Annotated in this window: 20 protein-coding genes; 13 read left to right on the top strand and 7 right to left on the bottom strand. The window is 55.8% G+C overall.

What is annotated here, in order from left to right; genetic code table 11:
* Positions 1-43 precede the first annotated feature (43 nt).
* From mtaB to KKG35_11860, 11 genes are all read left to right on the top strand, one after another.
* Positions 44-1,366 (top strand): tRNA (N(6)-L-threonylcarbamoyladenosine(37)-C(2))-methylthiotransferase MtaB, encoded by a 1,323-nt coding sequence (gene mtaB, locus KKG35_11910; GenBank protein ID MBU1738831.1) that lies wholly within the window; start codon positions 44-46, stop codon positions 1,364-1,366.
* Between the two features lie 3 nt (positions 1,367-1,369).
* Positions 1,370-2,608 (top strand): competence/damage-inducible protein A, encoded by a 1,239-nt coding sequence (locus KKG35_11905; protein ID MBU1738830.1) that lies wholly within the window; start codon positions 1,370-1,372, stop codon positions 2,606-2,608.
* 83 nt (positions 2,609-2,691) lie between these two features.
* Positions 2,692-3,693 (top strand): recombinase RecA, encoded by a 1,002-nt coding sequence (recA, locus tag KKG35_11900; GenBank protein ID MBU1738829.1) that lies wholly within the window; start codon positions 2,692-2,694, stop codon positions 3,691-3,693.
* Between the two features lie 174 nt (positions 3,694-3,867).
* Positions 3,868-6,510 (top strand): alanine--tRNA ligase, encoded by a 2,643-nt coding sequence (gene alaS / locus KKG35_11895; GenBank protein MBU1738828.1) that lies wholly within the window; start codon positions 3,868-3,870, stop codon positions 6,508-6,510.
* Between the two features lie 270 nt (positions 6,511-6,780).
* Positions 6,781-7,206 carry an ATP synthase F0 subunit B gene (locus tag KKG35_11890; protein ID MBU1738827.1) on the top strand — a complete coding sequence of 142 codons (426 nt, stop codon included), beginning with the start codon at positions 6,781-6,783 and terminating at the stop codon, positions 7,204-7,206.
* Positions 7,206-7,805 carry an ATP synthase F0 subunit B gene (locus KKG35_11885; GenBank protein ID MBU1738826.1) on the top strand — a complete coding sequence of 200 codons (600 nt, stop codon included), beginning with the start codon at positions 7,206-7,208 and terminating at the stop codon, positions 7,803-7,805. Before KKG35_11890 ends, KKG35_11885 begins: the two co-directional genes overlap by 1 nt.
* Positions 7,802-8,347 (top strand): F0F1 ATP synthase subunit delta, encoded by a 546-nt coding sequence (locus tag KKG35_11880; GenBank protein MBU1738825.1) that lies wholly within the window; start codon positions 7,802-7,804, stop codon positions 8,345-8,347. The genes KKG35_11885 and KKG35_11880 overlap by 4 nt, the downstream gene beginning before the upstream one ends.
* A 3-nt stretch (positions 8,348-8,350) precedes the next feature.
* Positions 8,351-9,874 carry a F0F1 ATP synthase subunit alpha gene (gene atpA, locus KKG35_11875; protein MBU1738824.1) on the top strand — a complete coding sequence of 508 codons (1,524 nt, stop codon included), beginning with the start codon at positions 8,351-8,353 and terminating at the stop codon, positions 9,872-9,874.
* 14 nt (positions 9,875-9,888) lie between these two features.
* Positions 9,889-10,764 carry an ATP synthase F1 subunit gamma gene (gene atpG / locus KKG35_11870; GenBank protein MBU1738823.1) on the top strand — a complete coding sequence of 292 codons (876 nt, stop codon included), beginning with the start codon at positions 9,889-9,891 and terminating at the stop codon, positions 10,762-10,764.
* Positions 10,765-10,853: 89 nt separating this feature from the next.
* Positions 10,854-12,278 carry a F0F1 ATP synthase subunit beta gene (gene atpD / locus KKG35_11865; GenBank protein ID MBU1738822.1) on the top strand — a complete coding sequence of 475 codons (1,425 nt, stop codon included), beginning with the start codon at positions 10,854-10,856 and terminating at the stop codon, positions 12,276-12,278.
* A gap of 81 nt (positions 12,279-12,359) precedes the next feature.
* Entirely contained in the window at positions 12,360-12,773 is a 414-nt protein-coding gene (locus KKG35_11860) for a F0F1 ATP synthase subunit epsilon (GenBank protein ID MBU1738821.1), read from the top strand.
* 78 nt (positions 12,774-12,851) lie between these two features.
* Here KKG35_11860 and KKG35_11855 read toward each other — a convergent pair whose 3' ends face one another.
* On the bottom strand, positions 12,852-13,328 hold the full coding sequence (locus KKG35_11855; protein ID MBU1738820.1) for a chemotaxis protein CheX: 477 nt from the start codon (positions 13,326-13,328) through the stop codon (positions 12,852-12,854).
* A 116-nt stretch (positions 13,329-13,444) separates the two neighbouring features.
* Between KKG35_11855 and KKG35_11850 the strand changes: the two genes are divergently transcribed.
* Positions 13,445-14,848 carry an NAD(P)-dependent oxidoreductase gene (locus tag KKG35_11850; GenBank protein MBU1738819.1) on the top strand — a complete coding sequence of 468 codons (1,404 nt, stop codon included), beginning with the start codon at positions 13,445-13,447 and terminating at the stop codon, positions 14,846-14,848.
* Between the two features lie 130 nt (positions 14,849-14,978).
* Positions 14,979-15,956 carry a TonB-dependent receptor gene (locus KKG35_11845; protein MBU1738818.1) on the top strand — a complete coding sequence of 326 codons (978 nt, stop codon included), beginning with the start codon at positions 14,979-14,981 and terminating at the stop codon, positions 15,954-15,956.
* Positions 15,957-16,019: 63 nt separating this feature from the next.
* On the opposite strand, the gene KKG35_11840 is transcribed toward KKG35_11845, so the two are convergent.
* The 6 genes from KKG35_11840 to KKG35_11815 all read right to left on the bottom strand — a co-directional run bounded on the left by KKG35_11840 (position 16,020) and on the right by KKG35_11815 (position 23,106).
* A complete protein-coding gene (locus KKG35_11840; protein ID MBU1738817.1) occupies positions 16,020-17,852 on the bottom strand; it encodes an N-acetylmuramoyl-L-alanine amidase in 1,833 nt (610 codons plus the stop codon).
* A gap of 268 nt (positions 17,853-18,120) precedes the next feature.
* Positions 18,121-20,751 (bottom strand): DNA mismatch repair protein MutS, encoded by a 2,631-nt coding sequence (gene mutS, locus KKG35_11835; GenBank protein ID MBU1738816.1) that lies wholly within the window; start codon positions 20,749-20,751, stop codon positions 18,121-18,123.
* Entirely contained in the window at positions 20,744-21,250 is a 507-nt protein-coding gene (locus tag KKG35_11830; GenBank protein ID MBU1738815.1) for an HIT domain-containing protein, read from the bottom strand. The genes mutS and KKG35_11830 overlap by 8 nt, the downstream gene beginning before the upstream one ends.
* Positions 21,250-21,747, bottom strand: coding sequence for a YfcE family phosphodiesterase (locus KKG35_11825; protein MBU1738814.1), 498 nt, complete (start codon positions 21,745-21,747; stop codon positions 21,250-21,252). Before KKG35_11825 ends, KKG35_11830 begins: the two co-directional genes overlap by 1 nt.
* A 109-nt stretch (positions 21,748-21,856) precedes the next feature.
* Entirely contained in the window at positions 21,857-22,153 is a 297-nt protein-coding gene (locus KKG35_11820) for a YggU family protein (protein ID MBU1738813.1), read from the bottom strand.
* A gap of 5 nt (positions 22,154-22,158) precedes the next feature.
* Positions 22,159-23,106, bottom strand: coding sequence for a DivIVA domain-containing protein (locus KKG35_11815; protein MBU1738812.1), 948 nt, complete (start codon positions 23,104-23,106; stop codon positions 22,159-22,161).
* Positions 23,107-23,124: the final 18 nt, after the last annotated feature.

Here is a 23,124-nt window from a genome sequence, read left to right as displayed (position 1 = left end):
GATGGGGATGAGGTTGTCGGGGGAGGGGTAATCAGGCGTCTGGATGAGTGAGAAAAGAAAAAAAAGAGTCGCCCTGTCGACCCTGGGCTGCAAGGTGAACCAGTTTGAATCGGCCGCCTTTTTGAGCGGGTTTGAGAAGGGGGGGGTGGAAATCGTGCCCTTTTCCCAGGAGGCTGATGTCTATATCGTCAATACCTGTGCGGTGACCGCCAAGGCGGCCGCGCAGTCTCGGCAGCAGATCAGGCGGGCCGGCAAAACCAATCCGGGCGCCAGGGTGGTGGTGACCGGCTGCTACGCCCAGATCGGCACGGACGAGATCCTGAAGATTGGCGAAGGGCTGACGGTGATCGGCAACAGCCATAAAAACGGTCTGGTCGATGAGGTTCTTGCAGATCTAAGGCCCAACGGAGAACGGGTGCTGGTGGGTGACATCAGCTGCCGGCAGGAGCCGGCCACCCTTCAGGCGACAACCTTTGGCGACCGCACCCGGGCCTATCTGAAAATCCAGGACGGCTGCAATAATTTCTGTTCGTACTGCATCGTTCCCTATGCCCGGGGCAGGAGTCGCAGCCAGGCTCCGGACGAGGTGCTGGAGCAGGCCCGGATCTATGCCGCGAACGGCTATCGGGAACTGGTGGTGACCGGCATCCATACCGGCCTCTACGGGCAGGATCTGGATCCGGTGATCGATCTTGCCACCCTGCTGCGTCGCCTGCTTGCTGAACACCCCCTGCGCTATCGGATAAGCTCGCTGGAGCCCGGCGAGGTGTCGGCGGAGCTGCTCGAACTGATGGCAGTGGAGGAAAACCTGATGCCGCATCTGCACATTCCGCTGCAGAGCGGGGATGACCGGATTCTGCAGAGCATGGGGCGGAGGTACCGCCGGGATGATTTCGCCGAACTGGTAAACCGGTGCAAAAAGATGATGCCGGAGATGGCCATCGGGGTCGACGTGCTGGTCGGCTATCCCGGTGAGAATGATTCGGCCTTCCGCAACACCTGCGAGCTTCTGGAAGGTCTCGCTGTCTCCTACCTGCATGTCTTTCCCTACTCGAAGCGGCCGGGGACCAGGGCGGCGGAGATGAGCGGCCAGGTTCCGCAGCAGATAAAAGATGAAAGGGTTGCGATTCTGCGTGATCTGAGTGTAAGAAAAAGAAGGGAGTTTTACCGATCGCAGATCGGGACCGTCAGAAGCGCGCTGGTGGAAAGAGGGAGCAGGGAGAAAAAGTTGATGCAGGGCTTTACGGACAATTACATCCCGGTGAGTTTTCCGGGGACCTCCGGGGACGCGAACCGGCTGTGCGCGATCAGGATCGACCGGGTTGAAGAAGACGCCGCTGTGTTCGGCACGGTTCAGGAAGGGTAGGAAATGATCGGGGAGATTATCGCGATAGGTGACGAACTCACCTCCGGAAGGATTCTGAACACCACCAGCTATTTTGCGGCAAGCCAGCTGTTTGCTGCAGGGCACGAGATCGTGGCGATGACCACGGTCGGAGACGATCCGGGACTGATCGGCAGAACGCTTTTGACCTCTCTCGAGCGGGCTGAATTCGTGGTCGTCACCGGCGGGCTCGGGGCAACGACCGACGATCTGACCAGCGAGGCGGTTGCCGACGCCCTCGACCGGCCGTCAATTTTCTACCCTGATATTCTGGCGCAGATAAAAAACAGCAGTCGTGAAACTTCCCGGGAGGTGCTGCACTCACTGGAAAAACTGGCCTGGCTGCCCGAAGGGGCTCACGCCTTGAAATATGATGCCGGGATGGCCGGGTATTTTCTGGTCCACGAGGGGAAGCCGGTTTTTTTCCTGCCCGGCGTTCCCCATGAGATGAAGGAGCTCCTGGTCGAGACGGTGATCAGCCGTCTCGCCGTCTGGCAGGGGGAGGAGGTGCGGCAGGTCCGGCAACGGTTGTATCGTCTCTTTGGATTGCCCGAGGTGGAGATCAACCGGAGAATCGGCCACCTTGAAAAGTATGGACCACAGGTGAAGATCGGCTATTATCCCGTTTTTCCAGAGGTGCATGTGAGTCTCACGGTGAGCGGGAAAGAGAGATCCGAGGTGGATGTGCTGACCCGGGACAGTGAAAATGAAATATTTTCCCGGCTCGGAGAGCACCTTTTCGGGGTTGAAAACGAGACCCTGGAAATGGTGGTCGGCAGGATGCTTGCCGGGAAAAAACTCACTCTGGCCGTTGCCGAGTCATGCACCGGAGGACGAATCGGCCACCGACTGACGAAAGTTCCCGGCAGCTCCGATTATTTCCTCGGCGGGGTGATCGCCTACAGCAACGGCTTGAAGGAAAAACTGCTTGGTGTTCCCGCGCGGACTCTTCTCGATCATGGCGCGGTAAGTTCCGAGACGGCAAGGGCGATGGCCGAAGGGGTGCGGCAGGCAACCGGGGCGGATATCGGGATCTCGGTCACCGGGATCGCCGGGCCATCCGGGGGGAGCGCTGAAAAACCGGTCGGGACGGTCTGTTTCGGTCTGGCCATATCCGGGGGGACCAGGGATTTTCGCCACACCTTCGGCGGTGACCGCCGACAGGTGCAGGAAATATCGTCCAGCCAGGCGCTGGATATTGTCCGCCGCTTCCTTATGGATTAATCATTCGAATTTTGCTATTGTACCGCTCCGCGTTCATTAAATGGCTTCAGATGACAAATACATTCTCCGGGAGAAATTGAATAATGGCCACTGCAGACGATAAAACCAAGACCCTGGACTCCGCGATCTACCAGATTCAGAAACAGTTCGGCAAGGGCGCGATCATGCGCCTCGGCATCGACCAGGCGGAAGCGGTTCCTTCCATTTCCACCGGGACCTTAAGTCTCGATATCGCAACCGGGGTCGGCGGAATTCCACGGGGCAGGGTGACCGAGATCTTCGGTCCCGAATCATCCGGCAAGACCACCCTCGCCCTGCATGTGATCGCCGAGGCGCAGAAGGCCGGAGGTACGGCGGCCTTCATCGATGCCGAGCACGCCCTCGACATCCACTACGCCGAACGGCTGGGAGTGAACATTGACAACCTGCTGGTCTCGCAACCGGACTTCGGCGAACAGGCCCTGGAGATTGCCGAAATCCTGATCCGCAGCGGCTCGGTGGATGTGATCGTGATCGATTCGGTTGCCGCCCTGGTCCCGAAAGCGGAAATCGACGGCGCTATGGGGGACTCCCATGTGGGGTTGCAGGCACGCCTGATGTCCCAGTCGATGCGGAAGATGACCAGCATTCTGAACCGGACCCACACCGCCCTGGTGTTTATCAACCAGATCAGGATGAAAATCGGGGTGATGTACGGCAATCCCGAGACCACCACCGGCGGCAATGCCCTGAAGTTCTACAGTTCTCTGCGGATTGATATCAGGAAGATGACCGCGATCAAGGACGGCACCGAAACGGTCGGCAACCGGACCAAGGTCAAGATCGTCAAGAACAAGGTGGCGCCGCCGTTCAAGACCGTTGAATTCGACATTGTCTTCGGCGAGGGCATCTCGCGGGTCGGCGATCTGCTCGATATGGCGGCGGAACAGGATATTGTCGAGAAAAGCGGGGCCTGGTATTCCTTCAATGGCGAGAGGATCGGCCAGGGCCGGGAGAACGCCAAGGCCTTTCTCAAGGAGCATCCGGACATCTTCAAGGAGATCGACAACAAGGTCAGGATGGGTTTCGGTCTGGCTGAGCATTGATCTCTTGAGGCAGGCAGACTGGCGGTGCCAAATACCTCCGGGCCGGAGACGGGATGATGTGAAACCTGTCTGCCGCGGCCGGAGGTATTGTGCTTTTTGTTTTGCTATCAAGCGCCCTGCCGTCCTGCGGCGGGGCGAGTTTATTAACACTAGCGCATAGAAAGATTGATCGAGATGACCGGAAACGAGATAAGAGAAAAATTTCTGCAGTATTTTGCCGAGAAAGGGCACCGGGTGGTGGAGAGCTCCCCCCTGGTTCCCCAGGATGATCCCACCCTGCTGTTCACCAATGCGGGCATGGTGCAGTTCAAGCGGTTGTTCATGGGCGATGAGAAACGGGACTATGTGCGGGCGGCGACCTCCCAGCGTTGCGTCAGGGCGGGCGGCAAGCACAACGATCTGGAGAATGTGGGTTACACCGCCCGGCACCATACCTTTTTCGAGATGCTCGGTAATTTTTCCTTCGGTGACTATTTCAAGGAAGATGCGATCCGCTATGCCTGGGAATTTCTGATCGAGGTGATCGGGCTTGATAAAAACCGGTTGTGGATCTCGGTTTTTCTTGACGATGATGAGGCCTTTGAGCTGTGGCAGAGGGTGGCCGGGGTTGACGCCTCGCGCATTGTCCGCCTTGGGGAGGACGAGAATTTCTGGGCCATGGGCGATACCGGCCCCTGCGGGCCCTGTTCCGAGATCCATTTCGATCAGGGCGAGGAGATGGCCTGCGGCCCGGATTGTAAGATGGGGTGTGACTGTGACCGCTTTCTGGAGATCTGGAATCTGGTGTTCATGCAGTTCAACCGTTCAGAAGACGGAACAATGACCCCGCTGCCCAAACCGAGTATCGATACCGGGATGGGGCTGGAAAGAATCACCGCGGTGGTCCAGGGGAAGAAGACCAATTACGACGGCGATCTCTTCACCACCATCTTTGCCAGGATCGCTGCGGTGACCGGCAGAAAATACGGGACAGACGGCAAGACCGACACCGCGATGCGGGTCATCGCCGACCACAGCCGGGCCACCGCCTTTCTGGTGGCCGACGGGGTGCTGCCCTCAAACGAGGGGCGCGGCTACGTCCTCCGGCGGATCATGCGCCGGGCGATCCGCTTCGGCCGCTCTCTGGGGTTGGACAAGCTCTTTCTGGCCGAGATCACCGATGCGGTTCTCAACCAGATGCAGGGGGCCTATCCCCACCTGAAAGAGAGCCGGGAGCTGCTGGTCAAGGTGGTCAATAACGAGGAGGAGCGCTTTCTGGAAACCATTGACCACGGTCTGGTCATGCTCAATGAGGAGCTGCAGAGGGTCGTCGCGGCAGGGGAAAAAACAGTTGCCGGCGCTTTTATCTTCAAACTCTACGACACCTATGGATTCCCGGTCGATATCGTCCGCGATTTGGCTCTGGAGAAAGGATTGTCTGTTGATGAGGCGGGATTTCACGCGGCCATGGAAGTCCAGCGGCAGCAGTCGAAGAAGTCCTGGAAGGGCAAAAGTATGGCCGAAGTCGGCCGTGGTGTGCAGGCCCTTCTGGACTTGGGCGCACGGACGGAATTTCTCGGCTATGAAACCGTTGCCGCCGATGCGGTTGTCACCGGATTGCTTGACCGGCAGGGCGATGCTGTCGGCAAGGCTTGTGCCGGTGACAAAGTTGCCATTGTCTGCGACCGCTCCCCGTTTTATGCCGAGTCCGGCGGACAGTGCGGAGACATCGGGGAAATATCCTGTGCGTCCGGCAGGGCCCTCGTCCGGGATACCGTCTCGGTCGGCGCCGGCCTGATTCTCCATCAGGCGGAAGTGGTCGAAGGGTCGCTGTCGCCCGGGGAAAAAGTGCATCTCGCAGTGGACTTGGAGCGACGGCGGAATATCGCCAGCAACCATACCGCAACCCATCTGCTGCAGGCAGCGCTGGTCAAGGTGCTGGGAGAACATGTCAAACAGTCCGGCTCCCAGGTCGATCCGTATCGTCTGCGCTTTGACTTCACAAATTTTTCACCGGTTTCACCGGAAGAGATTGCTCGGGTTGAGGTGCTGGTCAACGGGAAGATCCGTGACAATGAGCCGGTGGTCACCGAGGTCCTTGATCGCGAAGAGGCGATCCGGGGAGGGGCGACCGCCCTCTTCGGGGAGAAGTATGCGGAGAAGGTGCGGGTGGTTTCGGTGCCCGGCTTCAGCAAGGAACTGTGCGGCGGCACCCATGTCGGGCATACCGGAGAGATCGGGATGGTGAAGGTTGTTTCCGAGGGCGGGATCGCCGCCGGGGTCCGAAGAATCGAGGCCATAACCGGGCCGGCGGTCCTCGAGCGGATTCAGGGCAGGGAGAGGCAGCTGCAGGATATTGCGCTCATGCTCAAGACCGGCCCGGATGAGATCATGATCAAGATCGAGAAACTTCTTTCACGACAGAAAGATCTGGAAAAACAGCTGGCGCGGGCCGCCACCAGTCAGTCGGTGAATGACCTCGGCGCGATCATTGCCGGCGCCCGGGAACTTGACGGGGTGCGGGTGGTCGCCGCGAGGGTGGAGGTCGATTCGCCGAAAACCCTGCGGGACCTGGGGGACAAGCTGCGGGACCGGATGGGCAGCGGGGTTGCGCTGCTCGGGGCGGTGATTGGAGAAAAAGTGAGCCTGCTCGCCATTGTCAGCAAGGATCTTGCCGGTAAATACCATGCCGGGAACCTGGTGAAGGAGGTGGCGGGAATAGTCGGCGGCAGCGGCGGCGGGAGGCCTGATATGGCCCAGGCCGGAGGGACCATGCCTGACAAGCTTGATGGGGCGGTTGCCTTGGTGTATGAAATTGTAAAGCGTCAGCAGAAATAATTGAGTGCATGATAAATCCTCTGGAATTGAATTGGGATTCACCTTTCCGGGGGATCTCTTCCGGCTCTGTTCTTTAAAGGCTCCGGAGAGGAAAAAATATTGACAGCACCTTTTGAATGGGGTAGAAATCCTTCATTTCACTGAACGGGCATTCATTTTCAGATGTTCGATTTTTGCAAGTAAAATTCAGGGGTTAGTTTTATTCCCTGTTGGTTTTTTTGCTGTTTTTTCGGTTTTTTTTATCAATTTTAAGGTTGCAGGGAGCAGACAATGATAACCATTGATTTGACCATGCTCATCCAGATCGCGAATATTCTGATCATGATCTGGATAATGAATGCCGTTCTCTACAAGCCGATCAGGACGATTCTTGAGGAGCGCGGAAAGCGGATCGCCGGTCTTGAAAAGGACGTGGAGAATTTCACGGAAAATGGCCGGTTGCGTCTTGAGGCGTTCGACAAGAAACTGAACGATGCTCGGGCAAAAGCCAAGGCTGAGCTGGACACGGCTCGTGGGGAAGCTCAGACTGCCGGCGCGGCCCAGCTAGCCGAGATCCGGAAAAAGGCTGATGCCGAAAAGGCAGTGAGCCTGAAGCGGGTAGAGGAAGAAATCGGCAAGGCGAGGAGCGAGCTTCAGGGTCAGGTTGCTGCTTTTGCCACGGAGATGGCCGGCAAAATTCTGGGGAGGGCCATCTGATGAAAAATATCAACTGGTCGAAACTGACGTCGGTCCTTCTGGCAGCAGTGGTGGTCACCGGTTTCGCAACCCTGGCGTTTGCCTCCTCCGGCGCAGGGGCTCAAGGCGGGATCCCTCGTGAAAAATGGATGGATCTGTTGTGGCGGACCTTGAACTTCGCGGGCCTGGCGGTCATTCTGATCATGGCCCTGAAAAAGCCGATTGCCAACGGGCTAGGCAGTCGCCGACAGGCGATTGCCGAACAGTTCGAGAACCTTGAGGATCAGAAAGCCGAAGCGGAAAGAAAATATAAGGAATATGAAGCCAAGCTCTCAAAGATCGATCAGGAGGTCGAGTCGATCATCAGTTCTGCGGTAAAGCAGGGCGAGGCTGAGAAAGAGCGGATTATTGCGGATGCCAACCGGGCTGCCGGGGATATCCAGCGTCAGGCCGAGATGGCCATCCAGCATGAAGTGGCTGAGGCGAAACTGCTGCTGCGCAGCGAGATTGCCGAGCAGGCGATCCTGATGGCGGAAGAACTGATCAAGCAGAATCTGCAGGCCGCCGACCAGAATAAACTGGTTGAAGATTATCTCGACAAGGTGGGGGCCATCCAGTGAAAAATACAGTTCTCGCAAAAAGGTACGCCAAGGCCCTCTTCGCCGTTGGCAAAGATGAGAATGCCCTGGACGATTTCAACAAGTCTTTGGGTAAGATGGCCGCTCTGTATGTGGCGGTCCCGGAAGTGGTTGACGGTCTGACCAACCCCGTTTATCCGCTGGATGTTCGGGAAAAGGTCATGAGTCATGTCCTCGGGGCGATGAAAGCTTCTCCCTTGATGGCAAATTTCATGAATCTGCTGGTTCAGAAAAGAAGGGCTGATGTGCTGCCCGAAATCGCAGAGGTTTTTCAGGCGCTGGTTGATGACGATCGCAACATGTGTCAGGGGTTGGTGGTCTCGGCAACTCAGCTCAGTTCAGGGGTCAATGATAAAATCAAGGCGACCCTTGAGAAGATAACCGGTAAACAGGTCGTTATCAGTAACGAGGTCGATCCTTCAATTATTGGCGGCATCGTCGCCAAGGTTGGCGACCTGGTGCTAGATGGCAGCATTAAAACGCAATTAAAGGGTTTAAAAGAATCCATAAAAGGGAGTGAATAAGCAATGCAGATCAAAGCCGAAGAGATCAGCCAGATAATTAAGGGTCAGATCAAGGATTACGAGAGTAAAGTTGATCTGAGTGAAACCGGAACCGTTATCTCCGTTGGTGATGGTATCGCCCGTGTTCATGGTGTGGAAAACTGTATGGCCATGGAGCTTCTTGAATTCCCCGGCGGGATTCTCGGCCTGGCCCTGAACCTTGAGCAGGATAACGTAGGGTGTGCCGTTCTTGGCAGTGTCAGCAACATCAAGGAAGGCGACATCGTCAAACGGACCGGCAAGATTGCCGAGGTTCCGGTCGGTCCCGCCATGGAAGGGAGGGTTGTTGACGGCGTCGGCAAGCCGATCGACGGACAGGGACCGGTGAATACCACGGAAACCCGCAAGATCGAAGTTCTTGCTCCCGGCGTTATCGCCAGAAAGGGTGTTCATGAGCCATGCTACACCGGCAGCAAGGCGGTTGACGCCATGACCCCGGTCGGCAAAGGCCAGCGCGAGTTGGTCATCGGTGACCGGCAGATCGGGAAAACCGCGCTCTGTGTTGACGCGATCATTGCCCAGAAAGAAACCGACGTTCACTGCATCTACGTGGCCATCGGTCAGAAGAAGTCAACCGTTGCCCTGGTTGTTGAAGCGCTGCGCAAGCACGGCGCCATGGAATACACCACCGTGGTCGCCGCCTGTGCATCCGATCCCGCTCCGATGCAGTATCTGGCCGCCTTTGCCGGATGTTCCATGGGCGAGTATTTCCGTGATAACGGGCAGCACGCGCTGATTATCTATGATGATCTTTCAAAGCAGGCCGTTGCCTATCGTGAGTTGTCCCTCTTGCTTCGCCGTCCGCCGGGACGTGAGGCATACCCTGGGGACATCTTCTTCAACCATTCCCGTCTTCTTGAGCGTGCTTCCAAGGTCAATGACGCGCTGGGCGCTGGTTCTCTGACCGCTCTGCCGATCATCGAAACCCAGGCCGGCGACGTTTCCGCCTACATCCCGACCAACGTTATCTCCATTACCGACGGCCAGGTGTATCTTGAGCCGAACCTCTTCTTCGCCGGTGTGCGCCCGGCAATCAACGTCGGTCTGTCCGTATCGAGGGTTGGTGGCGCCGCCCAGGTAAAAGCGATGAAACAGGTTGCCGGAACGCTGCGCCTTGATCTGGCCCAGTACCGCGAGCTGGCAGCGTTTGCCGGATTCGGTTCCGATCTTGATGCGGCAACCCAGGCCCAGCTGACCCGTGGAGAAAGACTTGTTGAGATTTTAAAGCAGCCCCAGTACCAGCCGCTGCCGATGGAAAAGCAGGTTGCGATCCTTTTCGCCGGAACCAGAGGGTTTCTTGATACCCTGCCGGTCAATACCCTTGCTGATTTTGAACAGGAACTCTACGCCCACATTTCGCAGAACGCGCCGGCAATTTTCGACACCCTGAAAGAAAAGCAGGCGATCGACAGCGATCTTGAGGAGAAGATGAAAACAACGATCTCGGCCTTTGTCCAGACGTTTAAAGGCGCCAGGGGACTTAACTAAGCGAGGGATTGTCAATGCCAAGTCTCAAGGATGTTAAAACAAAGATCTCGGGTGTCAAAAAGACTTCCCAGATCACCAAGGCCATGAACATGGTGGCGGCCGCAAAGCTTCGCGGCGCACAGCAGAAGATGGAAAATTTCCGTCCCTATGCCGAACAGTTCAACACCGCCATGACCAGCATGTCCGGCAATATGGAGACCTCCCAGTTTCCGCTGATGGAGGCGCGGGAAGTCAAAAACGTTGAGCTGGTTGTCGTTACTTCAGACCGTGGCTTGTGCGGAAGCTTCAATGCAAACATTATGAAGACCGCCGAGAAGCTGATGAAAAGTCTTGAAGCGGAAGGGAAGAAAGTTTCCCTGGTCTGCGTCGGGAAAAAAGGGAATTCCTATTTCCGCAAAACCGGCAAGGTCAGAAAAAAATACCTGGATATCATGGGTACTTTCCAGATGTTCAACGCCAGGGAGATTGCCCAGGAGGTCGCTGCCAACTTCCTGGCTGGTGAGTCCGATCAGGTCCAGGTGGTGTACGGGTCCTTTAAGAGTGTTGCCGTGCAGAGACCTGCAGTAAAGGAACTCCTTCCCATACAGCCGGTGGTTGCCGAGGGAGGTGGCGCTGAACAGGCCGCAAGCGGTGATTACATCTATGAACCAAGCCCTGCCGAGATCATGGATGTTCTGTTACCGCTCTATCTCAATGTCATGGTCTATCATACCATGCTTGAGGTCGGAGCCAGTGAGCATGCCGCCAGAATGACGGCCATGGATAACGCAACCAATGCCTGTGCCGACATGATCAAGAGTCTGACCCTGATCTATAACAAGGCACGTCAGGCAGGTATAACCGCCGAACTGATGGATATTGTGGGTGGTGCTGAGGCACTGAAAGGCTAGTTATCAAATTTGCCGGTCTCGATCCGAGAACCATGAGGGCGGCGGACATTGCAGCAAATATACAGAAAGCTGAGGAGGCTTGATGCCATATGAGTGAACAGAATGTAGGAAAGATAGTCCAGGTTATCGGCCCGGTTGCCGACGTGGAGTTTGAATCAGGAAAACTTCCGGAGATCATGAACAGTCTGCTGGTCTCAAATCCCGGGATCAGTGATGAAGCTGACAACCTGGTTATTGAGGTTGCCCAGCATCTGGGTGACAATGTGGTCCGGTGTATCGCCATGGACCAGACCGATGGTTTGAGAAGAGGTCAGGAAGCCAGGGATACCGGGAAGCCCATCGAGATTCCCTGTGGACCGACCGCACTTGGCAGGATCATGAATGTTGTCGGCCGTCCGGTGGATGGTCTCGGCCCGATTGAATCCGACAAGATGCGGCCGATTCACAAGCCTGCTCCGGCGTTTACCGATCAGGACACCGAAATCAACGTTCTTGAGACCGGGATCAAGGTTATCGATCTTCTGGTACCGTTTCCCCGTGGCGGCAAGATGGGCCTCTTCGGTGGTGCCGGTTGCGGCAAGACCGTTATCATGATGGAGATGGTCAACAACATCGCCATGCACCACGGCGGTATTTCCGTCTTCTGCGGTGTTGGCGAGCGTACCCGTGAAGGAAACGATCTGTATCACGAGATGAAAGAGTCCGGCGTACTGCCGAAAGCGGCTCTTGTTTACGGCCAGATGACCGAGCCTCCGGGCGCACGCGCCAGGGTGGCCCTGACCGGTCTTTCCGCCGCCGAGTATTTCCGTGATGAGGAAGGCCAGGACGTGCTCTTCTTCGTTGATAACATCTTCCGTTTTACCCAGGCCGGGTCCGAGGTTTCCGCGCTGCTTGGTCGTATCCCGTCCGCGGTAGGGTATCAGCCGACGCTGGCCACCGACCTTGGCGCCCTGCAGGAGAGGATCACCTCCACCAACAAGGGTTCGATCACCGCTGTACAGTGTGTTTACGTTCCTGCGGACGATCTTACCGACCCTGCTCCCGCTACCACCTTCGCCCATCTTGATGGAACAGTTGTTCTTTCCCGGCAGATTGCGGAGCTCGGTATTTATCCGGCGGTTGATCCGCTGGATTCAACTTCCAGAATTCTTGATCCTCACGTTGTCGGTGAAGAGCATTATCTGGTTGCCCGTGGCGTCCAGACTACCCTGCAGAAATATAAAGACCTGCAGGACATTATCGCGATTCTCGGTATGGATGAGCTTTCCGATGAAGACCAGGTCACAGTTATCAGGGCCAGGAAGATTCAGCGTTTCCTCTCCCAGCCTTTCACGGTTGCCGAGGTTTTCACCGGTATGAAGGGCGCTTATGTCAAGGTTGCTGAAACAGTCCGTGGCTTCAAGGAGATTCTTGAAGGCAAGCATGACGACATGCCTGAAATCGCCTTCTACATGGTTGGAACGATCGATGAAGCCCTGGAGAAAGCTGCCAAGGATAAAGCGAAAGCAGCCTGATTCGTCTGATATTAAACTTAAGAGTCAGGAACGCAGGTTTGCTGCGGGACTTGCTCATTGTGATAAAGTGAGGCTGGATTGATGGCTGAAACTATCAAGCTTGAGGTTGTAACACCGCGCGGTGCAGTATTAAGCGATGATGTTGATATTGTGACTGCACCCGGTTATGGCGGTGAATTCGGAGTACTCGCCAACCACGCACCTTTCCTGAGCACCATCAAGATCGGGGTGATGACCTACAAGAAGGGCGGGAATGCAGAAAATGTCATGATCAGCGGCGGATTCTGTAAAGTTTCCGACAATGTCATCACCTTTCTTGTTGAATCTGCCGAGTTCGGACGGGATATCGATGTCGATCGGGCAATGCGCGCCAAGGAGCGGGCCGAAAAGAGACTTGCCGCTGCCATGCAGAAACAGGAAAACATCAACCAGGTGCGTGCTGAAGCCGCCATGCAAAGGGCAATGGCCCGTTTGCGGGCTGCCGGGCGAGAATAAGCTCCTGCATGAATGGATAGTAAAAGCCGCACTTTTTTTCCCGTGCGGCTTTTTTATGTCCGGAGTATGGGGTAAGTTTCAGGCTTCTTTTTCGCTGAGATTGGCTTCAATCACGAAGTCGCCATGTTCGGTAGTGAAAGGAATCACGATGGTGGGGGCATCTGAATAAAAGCTGATTTCGACACCCTGACCGGCGACCATGGTCGGAGTGGCCAGATCGAACTTGTGATTCAGCTTGGCGAGCTGTGCCTTGGCGCCGCCGCAGATCATATTGGTAAGTTCACCGACGGCATCTGTAACTTCGGCGTCCAGCTTTGGTTTAACGTCTTCCATGAGCATGCTGGCAACGACGTGGAGAATGCAGTTGCCGGAGAAACTGACCACCATGCAGCCGCTGATTTTTTCCGAGGCCATGCCGATGATCCCGGTGATTTCACCGAAAGAGACCTTGTTGTCCTTCAGATAAGGTTTCCCTGACTTGCACGGGGTCTGGCACATGGTCTCCAGAACATTCTTGGCGGAGTTGAGAAAGGGGTTTATAAGTTCAGCTTTCATGTTTCTGGTGACCCGTAGGATGAGCGACTAGGTAATCAGTAATCTTTGTTAATGGTAGAAGTTTTCAACTCGGGTTGTCAACTGCCATTTCATTTTTTGAGGAGGATTGACATAAAATGGATGCCAAGGAAAGAATGGCGATTCCCCGGCAGCAGCCGAGGGAATTGTCTCCTGAAACCAGGGTGAAGAATTTTGATGAAGTGGTCTTTGGTTTTGACGAAAAAACAGCACTTCTTGAAGCGGAAAGGTGTCTGCAGTGCAAGAAACCAAAATGCCGGGAGGGTTGTCCGATCCATAACGATATTCCCAGGTTTATCCGTCTGCTGAAGGAAGGAAAGGTCGAAGAGGCATATTGGGCTGATCGTGAAACCAACTCGTTGCCGGCGATTTGCTCCAGGGTCTGCCCCCATGAATTTCAGTGTGAGGGATCATGCATCAGGGCCAAAAAAGGAGAGGCGGTCGCGATCGGCATGCTGGAAAGATATCTTGTCGACTGGATGGTCGCCAATGGCAAAAACCTTGTCAAATCCTGCGCAATACCCAAGGACAAAAAGGTGGCGATCGTCGGTTCCGGTCCTGCCGGGATGACTGTTGCCAATATCCTCGCCCATGCCGGTTACCCGTGTACCATTTTCGAGAGCCTTCCGGTTCTGGGGGGGATGCTCGGAGTCGGAATTCCTGCTTACCGTTTGCCCAGAGCGATTATTGCCGCTGAATTTGAATCCCTGAAGAGCTGTGGGGTCAACATTGTCACCAACACCAGAATAGGCAAGGACAAGACCCTTGACCAGTTGCGGCAAGATGGATTCGATGCCGTTTTTGTCGGAGTCGGTGCCCATTCAAGCCGGAAACTCGGGGTTGAAGGTGAGGATCTTGCAGGGGTCGTGCACGGAGTGGATTACCTGCGCAAGGTGAACCTGGGTGAAGATCTGAACCTGGGCCGGAACGTGGTGGTGGTCGGAGGCGGCAATGTGGCGATCGATTGTGCCCGGACCGCACTCCGGACAGGTTCCGACCAGGTCTTTATCCTGTACCGGCGGAGCAAGGACGAGATGCCCGCCTCCAGGGCTGAAATCCATCATCTTGAGGAGGAGGGCGTCAGGATTGAGATGCAGGCCGCCCCGGTCAAGATCCATGGTGAAAATGGCCGTCTGAACAAGATCGAGTGTATCCGGATGGGACTCGGTGAACCCGATGCCTCCGGACGGCGGCGTCCTGAGCCTATTGAAGGGTCGAATTTCATGATCGAGGCGGATGCCATCGTCCCGGCGATCAGCCAGGATGTCGACCTGGGGGCGATCGATGGAGTGGAGCTGAAACTCTCCCGCTGGAAGACCATCGAGGTTGACGAGGTCACCATGCAGAGTTCCGTCGACTGGCTTTTTGCCGGCGGCGATGATGTCTTGGGGCCGGAAACAGCCGCCAAGGCGATTTATCAGGGCAAGGAGGCGGCAGAGTCCATTATCCGATATCTGGAAGGGAAAGACCTGAAGGCGGGTCGGGTAGCTGAAAAGGAATAATAACGGAGTAGTGCCGGACGCTCCGTTACTACCGCCGAATGCTCACTATGAGTACCCGAATCTCAGGGACCGGTTTAGTCGCCGGTCCCAGTTGCGTTGACCCCTAAGTTAAGAGGAAACTATGCAAAGTATGACAACGCGATCTTTTCAGGCATTCTGTGTTCTCGTCGGCGCGTCTGTTCTGTTCCCTGGTTTCGCCCAGGCGGTGGACAGGGTGGAAGGTCTGGAAATTGAGTTGAATGCGGGTTCCCGGGTGGATCAGTTAGACTGGAATATCGCGAGGGACCCCAGCCCAAATATCCTTTCAGAGTTGACCTGGAGTGATCTGGAGATCTATGAGGTCAGCGCCGGAGCCCGGGTTGTGATGGTCAATGACAGATTCCCTTTTGCCACGACGCTCAAGGCTTTTGGCAGCTATGGCGAAATCCAGTCCGGCGACAATCAGGACTCTGATTATGGGACGAATGATCGTGGCGATGAATGGTCTCGTTCGAATAACGGGGCTGATCGTGGTGAGGTCTCCGATTTTTCATTGGCCTGGGGGCTCGTGTTCAACACGAAGGGTGGCAGGTTTACACTGTCCCCTTTAGTCGGGGTCTCTCTGCACCAGCAGAATCTGACAATCCGCGACGGCTTTCAGACTATTTCGGAGGATAACCCCTTCAGCTCAAACAGTGCAGACAATCCTCCGCCAGTCGGGCCTTTCTCTGACCTCGACAGCACCTATGACGCAGAATGGCGAAGCGCCTGGGTTGGGTGTGATCTCGGGTATCAATTGACATCAAGGCTGGAACTGCATGGTTCAGTGGAATATCACCCCAAAGCGAGATACGAGGCTGAAGCGAACTGGAACCTGAGAGCTGATTACGCTCATCCCAGAAGTTTTGCCCACGACTCTGATTCGGCGGATGGATTTGCAGGGAAATTTGGTGGGACATTTGAACTGAGAAAAGTGCTGATTAATCTTGATCTGAAGTATCAGAAATGGCAGGCCGATGATGGTGTCGATATCACTTATTATTGGGATGGCACCACTGCAGCGACGAAGCTGAATGAAGTGAACTGGGAATCAACAAGTGTTTCGGCGGGTGTGACCCTCCGCTTCTAAAAAATACTCTCGGTCCGGGTTTTTCCGGATTGTGTGGGATTTTGACCGGTTACCCCTGGTAGATCATTGCATATATGCCAGGTTTGATACGTTGAGATCGGTCACATACTGGGACACTCCGGCGGTGATCTGGTCGGAAATCGTATTCAGATACTGTTCCGATTTCAGCAGTTTCGCCTCGGTGGGGTTGCTGATAAAGGAAATCTCGGCCAGAATGGCGGGCATCTGGGCGCCGACCAGAACAACAAACGGCGCCTCCTTGACCCCGAGGTTGCGGACGCTTTTGTATGACTTTTTCAATCCGCTGACCATGCTCTCCTGAACCAGCTCGGCCAATTTGATCGATTCGGTTTTTTTGCTGTTCTGGATCAGGTCGAGCAGGATGGTCTGCAGGTCACTGATCTGACGGGTGGAGGTGGCGTTTTCCCGGGCCGCTACCTGCATCGCATCATTGCTCCTGGCCAGATCGAGGATATAGGTCTCGACTCCCCGCACCCGTTTGGAGGGTGAGGCGTTGACATGGATGGAAATAAAGAGGTCCCCGCCCTTGGTGTTGGCGATGGCGGTCCGCTCTTCAAGGGGGATGAAGACATCCATATCCCTGGTCAGGATTACTTCGCAGCCGATGGTGTTTCTGAGTCTGGCGGCTACTTTTCTGGCAACGTCGAGGACAATGTCTTTTTCCATGAGGCCGAAACCTCTGGCGCCCGAGTCTTTGCCGCCATGGCCGGGATCAAGAATAATCCGCTTGATCCCGAGACCCAGCTGCTGGGCGAGGGTAGGAATTCCCATGGGATCACTGTCTGCTTCAGGCGTCTTTTCCTCCTTCTGGCCATTCACATCAATGACGATCCGGAACGGGTCTTCCAGGCTGAAAATCTTGTAATCCGACAGGGACTGGGTGTCGAGTACCACCCGGACCGAGTCGGCGGTGTACTGGCCGCTTCTGACCCTGCGCAGCAGGCCGTCATCAATCGGGATCGACTTCTGGAGTTCCGGGGCGATCAGGCAATTCTGGAGATCCACATAGAGGCGGCGGGGCTGGTCGCCGATCTTCTCAAGGAGATTTTCCTTGAATTGGACCGGGGAAGTGGTTTCGATCACCACCCTGGTGTACTTGACTGTAGACCAGTAGCGAAGCGGTTTCAGGTTCGCTTTACTGCCGACAGGCCTGTTTTTCAGATCGCTGTTGCCGGTTGCCCGGGTTTTCAGGGTGCCGGTCAGGATGATTTTATCCCCTTCCTGCTGTTCGCTCCCGACGGATATTTTCTCATACCGGGCAGCGGCGGCCATGGCCATATCGCCATCCGGATAGTTGGTTAAGAGTCTTTTGAAAAACCTGCCCGCTTTCTTCAAATCTTTTCGGTCGTCCAGGTAGATGTTCCCAAGTGCATAGAGAGCGTCATCGGCAAGGCGGTTTTTTGAATAGAGGGAGATGATGTCTTCGTAGTAGGCGATCGATTCTCCGAGGTCGAGGGGGTTTTTGAACTTGTCGTACATGTCATGGTAAATTCTGGCCATCATGAACAGGCTTGACGGCGACAGTTCGTGGTTCTGGTCAGTTCGGTAAATTCGCCTGAATTTTCCGATTGATTCAAGCCAGTTTTTCCGGTCCGTCGAAAGGTTGCGATCGGAGGAGATCTTCTGATAGTACTCCTTGGCCAGGGCGTAGTGCTCATTCAGGTCGGTTTTGCCCTTGGCCGACCAGGAAAGCACCGGGAAGAGGAGCAGGATGAACAGGACCAAGGCGGCGGAGATTTTTTGTCCGGTGCGGGTCCGGAAGCGGAAAGAGGATGTGGCCTGCCCGGAGAATACATGACTGTTGCGCCGATTCGTCACTTCGGTCTTACCCGGCAGGGGTTGGACTTCCGGAGGCGGGTATGTTGCTTTTGGCATGATCATCTCGCAGCTTTCGATCAATAACAGTCTTTGCCAGGTATCTGGCTGAATGTGTGTGTTTCTTGGGTGGTTTGCAGCAAGCAGCCACTGTTTCCCATCCCGGCCGTAATCTTCGGACGCCTGAAAAGAGAGGTTTTTCGTTCTCCCCGGAAACAGTTTTCCGGCGTATTCCCCTCACTGTTTCACATTATGACAAAGATCTCCTTTTATTTCAACAGGTTATATGAAGATAAAGCAGGAGGGTGATTCTCGCCTGTATCGGCCGTCATGACTCTTTGTCATTCAGTTCCTTGAGCTGGTAAATCATTTGCAGCGCTTCCAGTGGGCTTAAGGTTTCCGGGGATATTTCATCGAGCTTCATCCGGACCGGGTCGGGCGGCGGCGTAAAAAGGGCCATCTGGTTCGGTTTCCCCGGCATGGGTTTTCTGCCGCCGGCAATCCGCGGCTGCCCGAGGCTGTTGAATTCTCCTTTTTCAATGTTCCGGAGAATTTCCTTTGCCCGGTCAACGACCCGGGTCGGCACTCCGGCCAGGGCGGCGACCTGGATACCATAGCTGCGGTTGGTGCCGCCGGGCAGGAGCTTATGGAGGAAGAGGATCGTATCATCCCATTCCCTGACCGCGATATTAAAGTTTTTGATCCGGTTGAAGGTTGCCGCCAGTTCCGTCAGTTCATGGTAATGGGTGGCGAAGATGGTTTTGACCCCTTTACCGTTCTTGTTGACCAGATCTTCGCTGACCGCCCAGGCGATCGACAGCCCGTCAAAGGTGCTGGTGCCCCTGCCGATCTCGTCCAGGATGACCAGACTTCTGTCGGTGGCGTTGTTTAGAATGTTTGCCGTTTCATTCATCTCAACCATGAAGGTTGACTGGGCCTTCCGTAAGTCATCCATGGCGCCGACCCGGGTGAAGATCCGGTCCACGACGCCGATTTCGGCTTCATCGGCGGGGACAAAACTTCCCATCTGGGCCATCAGCACGATCAGCGCCGTCTGCCTGAGGACGGTCGATTTGCCGGCCATATTGGGGCCGGTGATGATCAGCACCTCGTTTGCGGTCTGGTCAAGATGGATGTCGTTGGGGACGAAACGTCCTGCCGGCAGCGCTTTTTCGATCACCGGATGACGTCCTTCCTTGATAGTTATCTCATCGCCGGAGTTGATTCGCGGTCGGACGTAATGGTTGCGCCGGGCGATTTCGGCCAGGCAGCAGATGAAGTCCAGTTCCGCGACATAAGCCGCGGCCTGGATGATCCGGCTGCTGCAGGCGCCGACCCGGCCGCGAATATCGCAGAATAGACGGTATTCCAGGTCAAGCCGTTTTTCCGATGCGCCGGCCACCTTGCTTTCAAACTCTTTCAGTTCAGGGGTGATGAAGCGTTCGGCGTTGACCAGGGTCTGCTTGCGGATGAAATAATCCGGCACCTTGCTCTGCTGTGCCCGGGTCACCTCGAGATAGTAGCCGAATACCTTGTTGAAGCCGATTTTCAGATTGCTGATCCCCGTTTTCTCCCGTTCCCGATTTTCCAGAGCGAGAATCATTTCCTTGCCCCGGGTCAGGATCTCGACCAGTTCGTCAAGCTCTTCGTTATAGCCTCCGCGGATCAGGCCGCCGTCCCGGATGGTTATCGGCGCATCCTCCCGGATCCCGGTGTCGATCAGGTCATGAATGTCCTGAAGCAGGTCAAGGTTTTCCGACTGGTGGGGCAGAACTTTAGCCGCGAGAGCTTTTTTCTGCAGAAAGGGGAGTTTCTTCAGCGAATACTTGAGGGCGGTGAGATCCCGACCATTGCCGCTGCCGAGAACAATCCGGCTGTTCAGCCGTTCGAGGTCATAGACCCCGGCCAGTTCTTCCCGCAATTCCTGGCAGCGGCCATGCTCCCGGACCAGTTTTTCCACGGTGTCCAACCGTTCGTTGATCACGCCGACATCCTGCAGCGGAAAGAGAAGATTTTTTTTGAGAAGTCTTGCCCCCATCGGGGTGCAGGTCCGGTCGAGGCAGTGAAGGAGTGACCCTTCGCGCTTGCCGCCGATCAGGGTTGCCGTGAGCTCCAGGTTTCGCCGGGACGAATCGTCCACCATCAGGACATCTTGCAGCAAAAGCGGGGTCAGCCGCTCGATGTGGGAAAGGGAGGTCTTCTGGGTTTCCTGCAGATATTGGAGCAGCCCTCCGGCGGCGGTCACACCGGCCTCAAGGGTTTCGCAGCCGAACCCGGCGAGGCTCGTGGTCTGGAAATGCTCCTGCAGAAGTTCCCGGGAGGTTTCCTGCTGAAAATAACCTGCCGGTCGCCCGGTCATGCAGATGTCCGGGATCAGCAGCGGGTTGTTTTTGAAAAGTTCGGAGCCGCCTCCTTCTTTCTCGTAGAGCAGCTCGGAAGGCATCAATCTGTTCAGTTCGTCGAGCAGTTCCGCGGGCTCCTCTTTCTCGGACACCAGGAACTCTCCGGTGGAAAGGTCAAGCAGACTTAAACCCCAGGTTTTACCGATCAGGCAGACGGCGGCGAGATAGCGGTTGGATTTGTCGTCCAGCACCTGTTCCTCGGTGATCAGGCCGGGGGTGACCACCCTGACCACTTCCCTTTTGACGACCCCCTTGGCTTCGCGGGGGTCTTCCATCTGTTCGCAGACCGCCACCCGGTGACCGGCTTTGACCAGTTTGGCAAGATAACCAGGAGCGGCATGGTGGGGGACGCCGCAGAGGGGAATCCGGTTTTCTTCGTCTTCCTTGCTGTTTCTGGAGGTGAGGGTGATTCCGAGAACCTTTGAGGCGATTTTCGCGTCATCAAAAAACATCTCGTAGAAGTCGCCCAGCCGGTAGAAGAGAATGGCATCGGGGTACTGTTCCTTGATCTCCAAGTATTGGCGGAGCATCGGCGTTACTTTGGGAGGATTACTCATCGGGGATCTCCGCCAGAGATTGAAAATCGGGGAGCAGCCGGTCAAACGTCTGCTCGATGTGTTCCGGGATGGTCCTGATTTCGGCGACTGTGGCCATGAAGTTGTGATCTCCGGACCATCTCGGGATGATATGGAAGTGGAGGTGGTCGGCAATTCCGGCCCCGGCGACTTCGCCGAGATTGAGGCCGATATTAAAGCCGTCCGGGCGGAGATGCTTTTCGAGGATCGCGGTGGCCGATCTGACCATCGCGATCAGGGAGGCTGCTTCAGCCTCAGCCAGTTCGAGAAGGGTCGCCACGTGCCGTGCCGGTGCGACCAAGAGATGGCCGTTGGCATAGGGATAGCGGTTCAGCAGCACGACGGTGGCTGCATTGCGGTAAAGGATCAGGTGATGCCGATCGTGATTTTTTTCAGGGGCTGCGTCGAAAAAACATGCTTCTGCCGGCGCCTTTTTTTCCATGATGTATGACATGCGCCAAGGGGCCCACAGATTTTTCATCATCCCTCCGGCACAGTATGGATTCTGCCGCAAAGCTTCTCGCCGACCGTAAGCACACCATAGGTGCCCGGACTGCCGAAACGGCCGGTGGACTGGAAACTGCCGGGGTTCATGATCAGGACCTCTCCCACCGTATGGCACACCGGTGAATGGGTGTGGCCGTAGATGATACAGTCGGCGGAGGTAAATTCGCTGAACAACCGCTCTTCAAGGTCGTTCCCATAGCCGAATCCATAGCCGTGAACGACGACGATCTCAAAGCGGTCGATTGCCAGTTTGCGGCAGGGCGGCAGGGTGGAGCGGGAGGAATGGTCACACATATTGCCATGAACCGCATAGACCTCCTTGCCCGCAAAAACCTCAAGAACTGAAGGGCTGGTCAGGTCTCCCGCATGGATAATCACAGGGATTTCCGCAAAACAGGCGCTCACCCGGGCGGTGAACAGCTCGTCGGGCCGGGTCAGGTGGGTGTCGGACAGGATGCCGATCCTTGTCATGGTCTTTCGTAATCTGATGAACGTGAATGAATTGTTGACTGAGTGGCCATTGTAACCTGATGGGGGGAAAAGTCAATGCGGTCAATGGTTTAGCGTGCGGAAAAGAGTTCTAGAGAATCGTTGAGAGAACGGCTCGCGCCTGCTCAAGGTTGATTCCGGAAACCGAGACTTTTTTTGTCCGCCCCTGCAGGCCGCTCACCAGGGTGACCGCCGATTTCGGCACCCTGAATAGCTTGGCGAGGAAGGCGGTGATCTGGCTGTTGGCTTTGCCGTCAACCGGAGGGGCGGTGATCGCAATTTTGAGCATCCGGTTGTGGATGCCGCACACCCGGTTCTTTGAAGACTTCGGCTGGACGTAGATTTCAAGGAGAACCGCATTGTCTCCGCCGGCGCTGAGATAGGGCACTCGGGTCAGCGGTCGATATTTTTTTCAGGGGAAATCCGGACCGACGGCTCCAGTTCATCAAGGGGGTCGTCAAGCGAGAACAGCATCTCCCCGTCCAGGTCGGGAATGGAGATGTCCGGGTCCTGATCAAACCCTTCATCCCCGTCGATCTGAACGGCGACCATGGTTCCCGGTTCTTCCTCGTCTTCGAGGCCGAGAGGCTCAAGATCATCAAGTCCGAGTTCCTGCGGTTCGGGGGCGGCAATTTCGGTTTCCTCGTCCTGCGAAGAAAAGGTGTCGTCGGGCAGATCAATCTTTTCGTAGAGATCTCCCAGATCATCTTCCCGGTCGTCGGCCGAGAGGGAAAAATCACCTGCCGACCGGCCGGAGAATTCCGGTTCGGGGAGTTCTTCCAGGGTATTCAGGGTTTCGGGGACCGCTTCGTTGATTTTTTGCAGATAGTTCCCCAGCAGCGCCCGCAGATCGTTTGTGATCCGGTCTTTCATGCCGATCAGGGTGTTTACTTCCGAGGTGAGGTGGGCAATCCGCGCCCGGGCGTCGCTTTCAAGGCGGGAAGCTTCAGCCCTGGCGTTTCGCTTCATTTCACTTGCTTCCTTGTGGGCCCGCTCCTGAAGCGCTTCGGCCTCTTCCCGCACCCTGGCCTGCAGCTCTTCGGACTCCTTCCGGGCCAGAGTTAGAGTCTTCTCAGCCTCCTGGCGGCTTTTTTCCTGCATCTCGTCGCTGATTCTCTGGGCGGAGAGAATGGCATTCTGGAAGGTCTGTTCCTTGTTGCGGAAGTTCGCAATCTCCTTCTCCATGCTCTCGACCTTTTCAATGATCTGCTTGTTTTCAAGGGTCAGGATCAGGAATTCCTCGGCGATCTTTTCCAGGAATTTGTCGACCTCGTCAACATCAAAGCCACGCATTCTGACGTGGAACTGTTTGGATTGTATGTCTTGCGGAGTGATCGGCATTTTTCATTCTTCCTCTTT

It is taken from the genome of Pseudomonadota bacterium (assembly GCA_018823285.1).
Lineage (GTDB): Bacteria > Desulfobacterota > Desulfobulbia > Desulfobulbales > JAGXFP01 > JAHJIQ01.
Note: the sequence above shows the minus strand (reverse complement) of the source record. Positions and strands in the feature narration are given on the sequence as shown.

Excerpts from the sequence above, each read along its gene's own strand:
- mtaB (MBU1738831.1), top strand. The coding sequence starts at position 44 with ATGAGTGAGAAAAGAAAAAAAAGAGTCGCCCTGTCGACCCTGGGCTGC.
- KKG35_11905 (MBU1738830.1), top strand. The coding sequence starts at position 1,370 with ATGATCGGGGAGATTATCGCGATAGGTGACGAACTCACCTCCGGAAGG.
- recA (MBU1738829.1), top strand. The coding sequence starts at position 2,692 with ATGGCCACTGCAGACGATAAAACCAAGACCCTGGACTCCGCGATCTAC.
- alaS (MBU1738828.1), top strand. The coding sequence starts at position 3,868 with ATGACCGGAAACGAGATAAGAGAAAAATTTCTGCAGTATTTTGCCGAG.
- KKG35_11890 (MBU1738827.1), top strand. The coding sequence starts at position 6,781 with ATGATAACCATTGATTTGACCATGCTCATCCAGATCGCGAATATTCTG.
- KKG35_11885 (MBU1738826.1), top strand. The coding sequence starts at position 7,206 with ATGAAAAATATCAACTGGTCGAAACTGACGTCGGTCCTTCTGGCAGCA.
- atpA (MBU1738824.1), top strand. The coding sequence starts at position 8,351 with ATGCAGATCAAAGCCGAAGAGATCAGCCAGATAATTAAGGGTCAGATC.
- atpG (MBU1738823.1), top strand. The coding sequence starts at position 9,889 with ATGCCAAGTCTCAAGGATGTTAAAACAAAGATCTCGGGTGTCAAAAAG.
- atpD (MBU1738822.1), top strand. The coding sequence starts at position 10,854 with ATGAGTGAACAGAATGTAGGAAAGATAGTCCAGGTTATCGGCCCGGTT.
- KKG35_11860 (MBU1738821.1), top strand. The coding sequence starts at position 12,360 with ATGGCTGAAACTATCAAGCTTGAGGTTGTAACACCGCGCGGTGCAGTA.
- KKG35_11855 (MBU1738820.1), bottom strand. The coding sequence starts at position 13,328 with ATGAAAGCTGAACTTATAAACCCCTTTCTCAACTCCGCCAAGAATGTT.
- KKG35_11850 (MBU1738819.1), top strand. The coding sequence starts at position 13,445 with ATGGATGCCAAGGAAAGAATGGCGATTCCCCGGCAGCAGCCGAGGGAA.
- KKG35_11845 (MBU1738818.1), top strand. The coding sequence starts at position 14,979 with ATGACAACGCGATCTTTTCAGGCATTCTGTGTTCTCGTCGGCGCGTCT.
- KKG35_11840 (MBU1738817.1), bottom strand. The coding sequence starts at position 17,852 with ATGCCAAAAGCAACATACCCGCCTCCGGAAGTCCAACCCCTGCCGGGT.
- mutS (MBU1738816.1), bottom strand. The coding sequence starts at position 20,751 with ATGAGTAATCCTCCCAAAGTAACGCCGATGCTCCGCCAATACTTGGAG.
- KKG35_11830 (MBU1738815.1), bottom strand. The coding sequence starts at position 21,250 with ATGAAAAATCTGTGGGCCCCTTGGCGCATGTCATACATCATGGAAAAA.
- KKG35_11825 (MBU1738814.1), bottom strand. The coding sequence starts at position 21,747 with ATGACAAGGATCGGCATCCTGTCCGACACCCACCTGACCCGGCCCGAC.
- KKG35_11815 (MBU1738812.1), bottom strand. The coding sequence starts at position 23,106 with ATGCCGATCACTCCGCAAGACATACAATCCAAACAGTTCCACGTCAGA.